The organism is Advenella incenata, from assembly GCF_004217095.1.
Classification (GTDB): Bacteria; Pseudomonadota; Gammaproteobacteria; order Burkholderiales; family Burkholderiaceae_B; genus Advenella; species Advenella incenata.
Genome location: NZ_SHKO01000001.1, coordinates 1,457,155 through 1,469,423 on the forward strand (window position 1 = coordinate 1,457,155; position 12,269 = coordinate 1,469,423).

A 12,269-nucleotide genomic window follows, 5' to 3' on the forward strand; every position below is an offset into this window, starting at 1 on the left:
GATTACAGGAAACCGGAATCTTATAGAAAGCAGGCAGTTGTGGGGAAAGCGCCATGTTGCAGAAAGCTGGCGCAGAACGGCGGATCAGGTCAGTGCGGCTGGTACGGGTCCGGAAAGCCCAGGCTGGCCAGCAGGGCAGTTTCCACCGACTCCATGTGGACGGCGTCGTCTTCGTCTTCGTGATCGTAGCCCAGCGCGTGCAGCACGCCGTGTATCACCAGATGGGCCGCGTGCTGTCGCAGAGATTTGCCCTGTTCGCTCGCTTCTCGTTTGAGAACCGGCACGCACAGTACGATGTCGCCACGCGCCGTGCCATCGGGATCGATCCCGTATTCGAAGGTAAGCACGTTGGTGGCATAGTCGCGGCCGCGAAACTGGCTATTAAGCTCGCGCGCTTCGTCGGCATCAACCAGTCGCAGGGCCAGTTCCGCCTGGATAATGTCGGGGTTGTCGGCCATGGCGGCGTCGACGGCCCGCAGCATCCAGCCCCGAATACGCTGGTGGGTGATTTCAGGAACCGGCACCACGTGCTGGACCGTCGTGCGCAGATAAGAGGTGTCGCGCATGCCGCGAGAACGGGGCGTGGCCGGTTTACTCATTGGGGGTGCGGCCTTCGGCCAGATCGTAGGCATCAATGATGCGGGCCACCAGTGGGTGCCGCACCACATCTTCGCTGGTAAAGCGCGACATGGCAATGCCCTGGACATGGGATAGCACGCGCAGGGCGTGTTCCAGACCGCTTTTCTGGCCCTTGATCAGGTCGATCTGCGATGGGTCTCCCGTGATCACGGCCTTGCTGCCAAATCCAATGCGAGTCAGGAACATTTTCATTTGTTCCTGGGTTGTATTCTGGGCTTCGTCCAGAATGACAAAAGCATGATTCAGGGTGCGGCCCCGCATGTAGGCCAGCGGGGCGATCTCGATGGTCTGTTTCTCGAACAGACGCATGACTTTGTCAAACCCCATCAGATCATAAAGCGCATCGTACAGCGGGCGCAGGTAGGGGTCGACTTTCTGGGCCAGGTCGCCGGGCAGAAAACCCAGGCGTTCACCGGCTTCTACAGCAGGTCGAGTCAGTATGATGCGCTGTACGTGTTCCCGTTCCAGCGCATCAATGGCACAGGCAACAGCCAGCCAGGTCTTGCCGGTGCCGGCTGGACCTGTGCCGAAGGTAATGTCATGCCGCAAAATATTGTTCAGATAATCACGCTGGCGTGGCGTACGCGGACGCAGGTCATTGCGTCGGGTGCGCAGCGCTATGGTGCCGCTGTCATCATCCAGTGGCGGCAGCTCGGGCAGGCCGGCGGCACTCGACGGACGCCGGTGCCGGCTGTCATCGGTTTCGGCCTTGCTGCGATCAGTGCTGCCCGAAGGTTTTGCATTGGCCCGCAATTCGACCAGCCCCAACTGGATATCGTCAATGGTCAGGTCGCGATGGCGGGCGCGGCGGTGGAACAGGTTGACGGCGCCTGCTGCATCCTGGGCCTGCTCGCCTTCGACGATCACCCGGTTGCCGCTGCGCCCGATAGTAACATCGTAAGCCTGTGCAATCTGCTTCAGGTTTTCATCCAGTGGCCCGCACAGATTGGCCAACTGAGTGTTGTCGCCTTCCAGATGGAAGACCACGGGCAAGGTACGTTTTCCCGTCATGAAGCGGCGTCCCCAGTCGCGAGCTCGCCGCGCAGAGAGTTGGTATATACGGCAGCAATCCGCACGTTGACAATCTGGCCGATCAACTGCTCGGACGCAGCAAAATTGACGATCCGATTGTTTTCGGTACGGCCGGTCAGTTCGCTGGCATCGCGGCGCGAGGGGCCCTCGACCAGCACCGGTTGTATGGTGTCAAGCATGCCATGACTAATTGCGCTGGCCTGAGCCGTAATCTGGGCCTGCAGGCGTTGCAGCCGCGCCAGTTTAACTTCGTAAGGCGTATCGTCTTCCAGGTCTGCGGCAGGCGTGCCTGGCCGGCGCGAATAAATGAACGAGAACGAGGTGTCGAAATTGACGTCTGCGATCAGCTTGAGGGTGGCTTCGAAATCGGCTTCTGTCTCGCCAGGAAAACCGACAATGAAGTCTGAAGACAAGGTCATGCCGGGCCGGGCTGCATACAGACGGCGGGCAATGGACTTGAACTCCAGCCCGGTGTAGCCCCGTTTCATGGCGGCCAGAATCCGGTCGCTCCCAGTCTGGATAGGCAGATGCAGGAAAGGAACCAGCTTGGGCAGGCGCCCGTGGGCTTCGATCAGCCGGTTGGTCATTTCCTTGGGATGGGAGGTCGTATAACGAATGCGCTCGATACCCGGGATGTCGTGCACGTAATCGAGCAACATGGCGAAATCAGCCAGTTCGGTGGTGCCGCCCAGTGTGCCGCGATAGGCGTTGACATTCTGGCCCAGCAGATTGACTTCCTTGACGCCCTGGTCGGCCAGATCAGCAATTTCGGTCAGGACGTCTTCGAACGGCCGGGAAATTTCTTCGCCACGGGTATAGGGGACAACGCAAAAGCTGCAGTATTTACTGCAACCTTCCATAATCGACACGAAAGCTGAGGGGCCATCGACCCGGGCCGGGGGCAGCGCATCGAATTTTTCAATTTCCGGGAAACTGATATCCACCTGGGCGCGCCCGGTGCTTTTGCGCCGTTCAAGCAGTTCGGGCAGGCGGTGTAGGGTTTGGGGGCCGAACACCACGTCCACGTACGGCGCACGCCGGATAATGGTAGCGCCTTCCTGGCTGGCGACACAGCCGCCCACGCCAATGACCAGATTGGGGTTCTTCTTTTTGAGCTGATTGATGCGGCCAAGATCCGAAAATACTTTTTCCTGCGCTTTTTCGCGGATGGAACAGGTATTGAGCAGAATGACATCGGCGTCTTCAGGCGTGTTGGTCAGTTCCAGTCCCTGGTTTTCGCGTAATACATCGGCCATCTTGTCCGAATCATATTCGTTCATCTGGCAGCCGAACGTCTTGATATACAGCTTTCTGGCGGAGGGGTGAATACGGATGGGCACTTCCTGAACAGGGGTGGTAACAGCGGGCGCGTTGCCGCGTTTGAGTGGGGTCTCTTGCATGATATGGGTACCGTTGCGGGTTTTTGTCCCGGGGGTAAAATTTGGAAAACGTGATTGTAACGTGTTTGCCCAGATTACACCTTATCCTGTTGTTTTTTCAAACGAAAAAGCGCCCGCAGGCGCTTTTTTCCGGGGTGGGGCACAAGCAGGTGTTGCGCCCACGGTACAGTCTTTTGATCAGAAGATCACTTCGCTGGCCGGATCTTCTTTTTTCGGCGTCTTGATCATGTCTTCGCGCTTGACGCCCAGCCACATGGCGATGGCTGCCGCCACGAATACCGATGAATAAATACCGAACCAGATACCGATGGTGAGCGCCAGCGCAAAGTTGTGCAGGGACGGGCCACCAAAGAAGAACATGGAGAGCACCATCATTTGCGTAGACGCATGGGTAATGACCGTACGGGAAATGGTTTGCGTAATGGCGCCGTCGATGACCTCACGGACACTGGCACGGCGCTGCTTGCGGAAATTCTCGCGGATCCGGTCCATGATCACCACTGACTCATTGACCGAATAACCCAGGACCGCCAGCACCCCGGCCAGTACAGGCAGTGAGAACTCCCATTGGAAGAATGCGAAAAATCCGAGGATAATCACCACGTCATGCAAGTTGGCAACCACGCAGGCCAACGCGAATTTCCATTCGAAGCGGATCCCCAAATAAATCATGATCCCGATCACCACAAACGCCAGTGCCTTCAGACCATTGGAAAAAAGCTCGTTACCCACTTGCGGCCCGACGAACTCTACCCGGCGCAGTTCTGCATCGGGACTGGCTTTCTTGAGGGCGGCCATCACGGTATTGCTCTGTTCCGTCGAAGACATGCTCTTGTCTACCGGCAGGCGGATAATGACGTCGCGCGAAGTACCGAAGTTCTGCACCTGAAAGTCGCTATAGTTGAGCGCGCTGATGCTGCTGCGCACCTCCTCAAGCTGGGCGGCCTGCTGGTAATTGACTTCCATGACCGTGCCACCGGTAAATTCGATGGACAGATGAAAGCCGCGGGTCACGATGAAAAATACCGCCAGCACGAAGGTGATGGCGCTGATCAAATTAAGGACCAGCGCGTTCTTCATGAACGGGATGGTTTTGTGGATTCTGAAAAATTCCATATTTATTCCTGCTCTGTCCGGTCAGCCCGGACAGAAAAAGTGTGCTGCGCTATTCAGTTCTTGGCGATGTCTTTCTTGTCATCTGTCTCGGGACGCCAGACGGTACCGATGGAGACCGACTTGAGTTTCTTGCGCCGGCCGTACCACAAATTCACGATGGCCCGTACACCGACCACGGACGAGAACATGGAGGTCAGGATACCAATACAGTGAACCACGGCAAAGCCGCGAACCGGGCCGCTACCGAAAGCCAGTAGCGCCAGGCCCACAATAAGGGTCGTCAGGTTCGAGTCAAGAATGGTGGCCCACGCCTTGCTAAAGCCGGCATTGATGGCTTGCTGCGGCGAGGCGCCATTGCGCAGCTCCTCCCGGACCCGTTCATTGATAAGTACGTTCGAGTCAATCGCCATACCCAGCGTCAGTGCAATGGCGGCGATGCCCGGCAGCGTAAGCGTGGCCTGCAGCAGCGACAGGACCGCCAGTAGCAGCAGGACGTTGAAAGCCAGGCCCAGGGTAGAGAACACACCGAACACGTGGTAATAAATGATCATGAAGACCGCGATCATCAGGAAACCGTAAAGGGTGGAATCGAATCCCATCCGGATATTATCGGCGCCCAGGCTTGGGCCGATGGTGCGCTCTTCGATAATGGACATGGGGGCAGCCAGCGAACCTGCGCGTAGCAGCAGGGCCGTATCGGCAGCCTGCGTGGCATCCATGCTGCCTGAAATTTCGACCTGGCCGTTAGGGATTTCACTACGGATAACCGGGGCCGTCACGACCTGGCCTTTGCCATTCTCAAACAGAATGATGGCCAGGCGTTTGCCGATATTGTCGCGGGTTGTGTCACGGAAAATACGTGCACCCTTGTCGTCCAGCGTGAGGTTGACTGTCGGCTGCTGGGTTTGCTGGTTGCGCCCGGATTGGGCATTTTCCAGATTCTCGCCGGTTAGCAATACCTGGCGGCGGACCAGCACTGTCTGACCGTCGGTATCCTTGAAACTTTCCAGTCCGAAAGGGACGGTACCGGTGGCCATGGCGTTTTGCGCGGTTGGCGAATCATCGACCATGCGCAATTGCAGGGTGGCGGTGCGGCCCAGAATTTCCTTGGCTTTGGCTACATCCTGAATGCCAGGCAGTTGTACGATGATGCGGTCCAGCCCCTGCTGCTGAATAATCGGCTCGGCTACGCCCAGTTCGTTGATCCGGTTGTGCAGGGTCAGGATATTCTGTTTGAGTGCGGTGTCCTGGACCCGGGCAATTTCAGCAGCCAGGATGGTGCCGGTCAGCAGGAATTTGCCGCCGGACTGACTGGAGGTAAATTCCAGTTCATTGGTGCGGGTACGCAGCACATCTTGCGCCTTGTTCCGGTCTTGCTCAGTGGCAAAGGTGGCAGTAATGCGGCTGTCTGCGTTGTTGACCGACTCCACTGCGACACGTGCGTCGCGCAAAATGGAACGGATGTCTGTTGTGAGGGACTCATAGCGGGCAGTCAGTGCACCCTGCATATCTACCTGCAGGAGAAAATGCACGCCACCGCGCAAATCAAGACCCAGGTACATGGGGTTGGCGCCGATTGCGGTCATCCAGTCCGGAGAGGCCGATAGCAGGTTCAGCGCCACGGTATAGGACGGGTCATCCTTGACGGGATTGAGCGCGTTGTCCAGTACGTCGCGCGCCTTCAGCTGTGCGTCGGTATTGGCCAGGCGTACCCGAACGGTGCCGGCAGGGCCGTTTTGTTGAAAATAGGTGCCGGAAAAGGCAATATTGTTCTGCCGCAGTATGTCCTCTACCTGACCCATGGTCTGCGTGGTGACTTTTTGTGTCACCTTGGCGCTGGACACCTGCACTGCCGGTGTTTCACCAAAAAAATTGGGGGCGGTATACAGAATGCCGATAATCAGGGCAACCAGTACCGTAATGTATTTCCAGAGGGGATAGCGGTTCATACCGTAGCCGTTTTCGATAAGGGGTTGAAACAGGGGGCCGGACAAAAAGCGGGGCGGTGATTACCGCCCGCCTGTTGCCGGATTACAGCGATTTGACTGTACCTTTTGGCAGTACGGTGGTCACTGCGACACGTTGTACCAGCACCTCGACGGGTTTGTCTGCCAGGTTGGATACTTCCACTGTCAGGTAGTTGTCCGTGACTTTGGAGATCTTGCCCAGAATACCGCCGGCAGTAATCACTTCGTCACCCTTGGCCAGGGCGTCGATCATGGCCTTGGTTTCTTTCTGGCGTTTCATTTGCGGACGAATCATCAGGAAGTACAGCACCACGAACATCAGGATGATAGGCAGAAAACTTGTCAGACCGCCCATGATGCCGCCGGCTGGCGCAGCCTGTGCCAGGACCAGCGTAGATAAATTGCTTGTAAGCATAAGAAAGACTCCCGTAAGTGTAAATTAACCGAATATTGTAGCCTTTTCTGGGCTAGTCAATGCCTTTTGACCGATCGGTGAAAAATTGTTCCTGCCACTGGGCAAAACGGTTTTGTTCCAGCGCTTCCCGCATTTCTTCCATAATACGCAGGTAAAAATGCAGGTTGTGCAGTGTGTTCAGGCGAGCGCCGGTAATTTCATTGGCCTTTTGCATATGGTGCAGGTAGGCCCGTGAAAAATGCCGGCACGTATGGCAGGCGCAGGTTGGATCCAGCGGGCGGGTATCGTCGCGATACCGCGCATTGCGGATTTTAATATCGCCAAAGCGGGTAAACAGCCAGCCGTTGCGCGCGTTGCGCGATGGCATGACGCAATCGAACATGTCCACGCCCTGGCTGACGCCTTCGACCAGGTCTTCCGGTGTGCCTACGCCCATTAAATAGCGCGGGGCATTGTCGGGCAACTGATGGGCGATATGTGCCAGTATACGACGCATGTCCGGTTTGGGTTCGCCAACGGACAGGCCGCCGATAGCGTATCCGTCAAAACCAATGCGCTGCAGTCCGGCCAGCGATTCGTCGCGCAGATCCTCGAACATGCCGCCCTGGACAATGCCGAACAGCGCGTTGGGGTTTTGCAGCGTGTCAAATGCATCCCGGGAGCGTTGTGCCCAGCGCAGCGACATGCGCATGGAACGCGCTGCCTCATCATGCGTGGCGGGACGCCCGTCGATGGTGTATGGCGTGCATTCGTCAAATACCATGACGATATCCGAATTGAGTGCGCGCTGGATGCGCATGGACTCTTCGGGTGTCAGAAATAGTCTTGAGCCGTCGATAGGCGATGAGAACTTGACGCCTTCTTCGGTGATTTTGCTGCGCAAGTCGCTCAGACTGAACACCTGGAAGCCGCCAGAGTCGGTCAGTATCGGTTTTTTCCATTGCATGAAACCATGCAGGCCATCATGTTTTTCAATGACTTCGGTGCCTGGTCGCAGCCACAAATGAAAGGTGTTGCCAAGCACTACCTGCGCCCCGATCTCTTCCAGTTCATGCGGCAGCATGGCCTTGACGCTGCCGTAGGTACCCACGGGCATGAACATGGGTGTCTGGACGGTGCCGTGATTCAGAGTGATGCTGGCCCGGCGGGCTTTACCCTCGGTTTTTATTAAAGAAAAGGAAAGTCCTGGCATGATAATCGAGTGATGAAAGGGGGGTGCGCGTACGGCAAAGAGTCAAGTATGACAGAAACAGCACTGATTCGTTCCCTTGCGCTTGGGTCAGGGTCGTAAAGTTGAGGTTGTAAATGTGCCGCCAACTGCTTCGGACAGGACGGGTCCGATTAGCCTGGCGCAATAAACATCGCGTCCCCATAACTGAAGAACCGGTAGCGCTGTTCGATGGCATGGCGATAGGCTTGCTGCATGCGCTCGCGACCTGTCAGGGCGGAAACCAGCATCAGTAGCGTTGACTGGGGCAAATGAAAATTGGTGATCAGTCCGTCGATCACGCGAAACGTGTAACCTGGCGTGATAAATAGCTGCGTATCGGCGCTGTGGGCGACGGGGCAGCGCAGGTTGTTCAGTGTGCCGCCTTGCTGTGCGGCCGATTCCAGTGCCCGTACGCTTGTAGTGCCGACCGCAATAACGCGTCCGCCCCGTTCGCGGGCCGCAGCAATGGCGGCGACGGTCGTTTCCGGTACGGTATACCATTCTGCGTGCATAATATGCTCACTGATTTTTTCTACCCGTACCGGTTGGAATGTGCCGGCGCCCACGTGCAAGGTGACCCAGGCCGAATCTATGCCTTTGTCTTGCAGCCGTTGCAGCAGCGTTGCATCAAAATGCAAGCCGGCAGTGGGTGCGGCGACCGCGCCGGGGTGGCGGGCGTAGACCGTCTGGTAACGGGTTTCATCCTGCTGGTCGGCACTGTGTTTGATATACGGAGGCAATGGGAGGTTGCCGTGTTTGTCCAGCACGGGCAGAATATCGGTATCGAACTGCAATTCGAACAGATCGTCATGCCGCGCCACGACTGAACAGGTAATGGCGCCATCAAAGATCAGGTTGGTGCCCGGGCGTGGTGATTTGCTGGCGCGAACATGTGCCAGGGCGCGGGTCGGTTCAATAATGCGTTCGATCAGCGCTTCCACGCGCCCGCCGCTGTCCTTTTGGCCGTATAGTCTTGCCTTGATCACCTTGGTGTCATTGAAAATCAGCAGGTCACCAGGCAGTAGCAAGTCGGGCAGGGCGCTGAAGTTCAGGTCCTGCAGCGCGCCATCGTTTTGCACCAGCAACAGGCGGCTGTCGGTTCTGGTGGCAGGCGGGACCTGGGCGATCAGGTCTTCGGGAAGTTCGTAGTCGAAGTCGGCAATACTCAGCGAGGGATCTATGGGTAACATGAATAAAAAGCAACGGAAAGCAGGGTATCGACGGCATCGATGCGCGCAACAGCACGAATCTGGGCTCGCAATATCAGGATAGGTTGGTGGACGAATTTTGCCGGTTTTAACCGGTTTGTCGTAATTAACCATTATAAAGTGTCTTTTTCGTTCCGGACTGCAACAGGAGAGCCAGATTACAATGATCCACCCCAAGCCTTCTTATCTGAAGCCGCGTTCTGTGGTGGGCACCGTGGCCTGCGCCGATGCGATTGGGCAAGCGTGGCATTCATTTTGTGCTTTTGACGCCACTGTATGCCAATAGCAAATGTGATTATGCGCCCTGCAGCAGCACGTCTGTCCATGGTGGCCTGTCTGCTCCTGCTTAGCCTGACGCTGGCCACCCCCGCCTGCGCGCGCGACAGCGGCACAAGCAGCAAGTCGCAGACAAAAAAGAAGGCCTCGTCTGGCAAAAAGGGAAAGACCGCAACCATTCGGGTTGCGCCCGGCACGACGTTCGAGTTCAACCGACCAGGCGCCCTTGACGTGAAGATCCTGCCGCCCGCCCAGAAGGGCGGCCTGGGTGTAAAGAAAGGGGCAACCGGTCTGGCTGCGGCGGCCGCGGCCCAAAGCGAGGCTGATGCTGGCGACCTCTTGAATGTCTACGGCTTTCCCATCGCTTCGATCAAATCGGCCGGTCATCTGCCCGACGCCATACAAGCGCGCTGGGACAAAACCGGTGTGCCGCTATCGTCGCTGTCGCTGCTGATCAAGGAGGTCGGCGGTCCGGTTATTCTGGCGATCAATCCGACCACGCCGCGTAACCCGGCTTCGGTCATGAAAATGCTCACTACCTGGGCAGCGCTGAACCGGCTGGGCAGCCAGTACACCTGGAAGACACGTGTCTATATTGATCGCAGAGCGCGCTTTGATGTGTCGCAGGCCATGCGTACGCCACTGTATATCAAGGGCGGCGGCGATCCGGCGCTCAACTATCAGGATCTGCGACAGATGATTCGCGCCATTCAGGCCAAAGGCCTGCGGCATCTGTCGGATGTGATCGTGGATCGCTCACTGTTCGCGCCTATTTTTACTGATCCAGGCGATTTTGACGGTTCGCCCGAGCGCCCCTATAACGCCAATCCGGACGCCATGATGGTCAATCTTGGCGCGATCATGCTCAATTTGAAACCGGATCGGCAGTCCGGCAACTGGGCGGTATCGTTTGAACCGGATATACAGAATCCGCCCATAGCGGGCCACCTGGGGCTGACCTCGGGCGCGTGTATCAAGTCGCGAACCGGTTCGGAACTGACAGGCACGGTGCAGACCGACAGTGGTCCCGCCTTGCAACTGAAGGGCAAACTGTCTTCTGCCTGTGGGGAGTTTTCCATTTACCGGCTCGTCGGATCGCAAACCTATATGTTTTCCAGTATTTTCGAGCGCTTGTGGACGGCCGAGGGCGGGACTATTTCAGGCGTGATACGCGACGGACTGGTGCCGGATCGCGCCGTACTGCTGGAGACTCGCACGTCACCGCCGCTGGGGCAGGTAATACAGACGATCAACAAATACAGTAATAATGTGATGGCCAAAACACTGCTTCTGACGTTGGGGCAGGAGCTGTATGGCGCGCCGGCAACCTTCGAAAAGGGCAGCCAGGCCGTTCTGGATATACTGCGCAAACAAGGTGTTAATATTGGCGCGTACACCGTCGTCAATGGCTCCGGGCTGTCCCGGACAGGGCGTATCACGGCCGGCGGGCAGGCCCAGATGCTCGACACCATCTGGACTTCGGGGTGGCGCGACACATACATGGATTCATTGTCAGTCTCCGGTGTCGATGGTACTATGCGTCGCCGCCTGACAGATCAGTCGGCAAAGGGCCGGGGGCACTTCAAGACAGGGACGCTGGGCAACGCCAGTGCACTGTCCGGTTATGTCACCGCGGCTAGCGGCAAAACATATATCCTGGTCAGCCTGGTCAATGACGTTGCAGCCCTTAAAACCAAATCGTTTGTCGACAGCCTTGTCCAGTGGCTCATTGCACAATAATTTTTCGGAGAAAAAAACATGTCCGTTCACGAAATCAGCCATCCCCTGATCCAGCACAAGCTGGGCATCATGCGGCGAGCCGATCTGAGCACCAAGAGTTTTCGGGAACTGGCCCAGGAAATTGGGGCGTTGCTGACCTACGAGGCATCCAAGGACTTTCCCCTGGAGGATGCCGTCATTGAAGGCTGGTGCGGCAACGTCACAGTCAAAAAAATTGCCGGAAAGAAAGTGACTGTCGTGCCGATCCTGCGCGCCGGCATTGGTATGCTCGATGGCGTCTTGTCCCTGATTCCCGGCGCCAAGGTGAGTGCCGTGGGCATTGCCAGAAACGAAGAGACGCTGGAGGCGGGCACCTATTTGCAGAAACTGGTTGGCGATCTGGACCAACGTCTGGCGCTTATTATCGATCCGATGCTGGCGACCGGCGGTTCCATGGAGGCGACCATCACCATGCTCAAGCAGGCGGGTTGCCGGGAAATCAAGGCGCTGGTTCTGGTTGCCGCACCCGAAGGCATTGAGCGGGTGTTGAATGCGCATCCGGACGTCAAGATTTACACGGCATCCATTGACGAACGCCTGAACCAGGACGGCTATATCATTCCCGGCCTGGGCGATGCCGGTGACCGTATATTCGGAACAAGACAGAAAGTATAGGCTACGATTCTTTTCAGAGTGTTGCGTTGCATGTTGTATGCCAGAAGAAGCAAGTTATTGTATTTAAATATAAAAATCAAAAATCCAAGCGTTTTTGGCCACTTGCGGTGGATGTCAGGACCTGTGCAAATGAAAACAATCTTAAAGTCTGGTCGATAAGCGCCTGGAATGCGCTATGATGAACTTGAAATTTCCAACAATGGCGTAATATAAGAAAGCAGGACCCGGACATAGCGGTATTCCGCAAGCCGGCTATTTCAGATAATCATTGCAGGAGAGTCACATGGCTAGTAAATCAAGTCTCGAACAATCTCAGGAACAGCTGTTGAACAATCTGCGCGCCAGTATCGCTGAAGCAGAGGGCATGCTCAAGGAAGCCTCCGAAATCGGCGGTGACAAAGCGAGTGAGTTGCGCGATCGTGCGGTGAATGCCCTGCAAAAAGCAACCGGTTCGTTCAAGGATGTGCAGGAGCGCGCGGTAGAACAAAGCAAGGAAGCAGTCCGGATGACCGATGAATACGTTCATGATAATCCATGGCGTACGGTTGGCTTTGCTGCGCTTGCAGGGGTTCTGCTGGGTGTCATCATCGGCCGCAAGTAACGCGGACCAAC

The 12,269-nt window shown here is 56.7% G+C and carries 11 protein-coding genes; 3 read left to right on the top strand and 8 right to left on the bottom strand.

Annotation, left to right across the window (positions count from 1 at the left end):
• Window positions 1-89: 89 nt before the first annotated feature.
• From ybeY to queA, 8 genes are all read right to left on the bottom strand, one after another.
• On the bottom strand, window positions 90-599 hold the full coding sequence (gene ybeY / locus EV681_RS06650) for an rRNA maturation RNase YbeY (RefSeq protein ID WP_242612159.1): 510 nt from the start codon (window positions 597-599) through the stop codon (window positions 90-92).
• Entirely contained in the window at window positions 592-1,650 is a 1,059-nt protein-coding gene (locus EV681_RS06655; RefSeq protein ID WP_130303570.1) for a PhoH family protein, read from the bottom strand. The genes ybeY and EV681_RS06655 overlap by 8 nt, the downstream gene beginning before the upstream one ends.
• Window positions 1,647-3,071 carry a tRNA (N6-isopentenyl adenosine(37)-C2)-methylthiotransferase MiaB gene (miaB, locus tag EV681_RS06660; RefSeq protein ID WP_130303571.1) on the bottom strand — a complete coding sequence of 475 codons (1,425 nt, stop codon included), beginning with the start codon at window positions 3,069-3,071 and terminating at the stop codon, window positions 1,647-1,649. The genes EV681_RS06655 and miaB overlap by 4 nt, the downstream gene beginning before the upstream one ends.
• Before the next feature lie 177 nt (window positions 3,072-3,248).
• Window positions 3,249-4,187 (bottom strand): protein translocase subunit SecF, encoded by a 939-nt coding sequence (secF, locus tag EV681_RS06665; protein ID WP_128395281.1) that lies wholly within the window; start codon window positions 4,185-4,187, stop codon window positions 3,249-3,251.
• Between the two features lie 53 nt (window positions 4,188-4,240).
• Window positions 4,241-6,136: a protein translocase subunit SecD gene (gene secD / locus EV681_RS06670; RefSeq protein ID WP_128395282.1), complete on the bottom strand. Its 1,896-nt coding sequence runs from the start codon at window positions 6,134-6,136 to the stop codon at window positions 4,241-4,243.
• A gap of 82 nt (window positions 6,137-6,218) precedes the next feature.
• Window positions 6,219-6,569, bottom strand: a complete 351-nt coding sequence (gene yajC, locus EV681_RS06675) for a preprotein translocase subunit YajC (protein ID WP_128395283.1) — start codon at window positions 6,567-6,569, stop codon at window positions 6,219-6,221.
• 52 nt (window positions 6,570-6,621) lie between these two features.
• Window positions 6,622-7,761 carry a tRNA guanosine(34) transglycosylase Tgt gene (gene tgt / locus EV681_RS06680; protein ID WP_128395284.1) on the bottom strand — a complete coding sequence of 380 codons (1,140 nt, stop codon included), beginning with the start codon at window positions 7,759-7,761 and terminating at the stop codon, window positions 6,622-6,624.
• 149 nt (window positions 7,762-7,910) lie between these two features.
• On the bottom strand, window positions 7,911-8,969 hold the full coding sequence (queA, locus tag EV681_RS06685; protein ID WP_130303572.1) for a tRNA preQ1(34) S-adenosylmethionine ribosyltransferase-isomerase QueA: 1,059 nt from the start codon (window positions 8,967-8,969) through the stop codon (window positions 7,911-7,913).
• 315 nt (window positions 8,970-9,284) lie between these two features.
• Here queA and dacB point away from each other — a divergent pair, with 315 nt between their 5' ends.
• The 3 genes from dacB to EV681_RS06700 all read left to right on the top strand — a co-directional run bounded on the left by dacB (window position 9,285) and on the right by EV681_RS06700 (window position 12,258).
• A complete protein-coding gene (dacB, locus tag EV681_RS06690; protein WP_165392964.1) occupies window positions 9,285-11,003 on the top strand; it encodes a D-alanyl-D-alanine carboxypeptidase/D-alanyl-D-alanine endopeptidase in 1,719 nt (572 codons plus the stop codon).
• Between the two features lie 18 nt (window positions 11,004-11,021).
• Entirely contained in the window at window positions 11,022-11,657 is a 636-nt protein-coding gene (gene upp, locus EV681_RS06695) for a uracil phosphoribosyltransferase (protein WP_128395287.1), read from the top strand.
• Between the two features lie 283 nt (window positions 11,658-11,940).
• The gene (locus EV681_RS06700; RefSeq protein ID WP_128395288.1) at window positions 11,941-12,258 is read left to right on the top strand and encodes an ElaB/YgaM/YqjD family protein; all 318 of its coding nucleotides are present in this window, start codon (window positions 11,941-11,943) and stop codon (window positions 12,256-12,258) included.
• Window positions 12,259-12,269 lie beyond the last annotated feature (11 nt).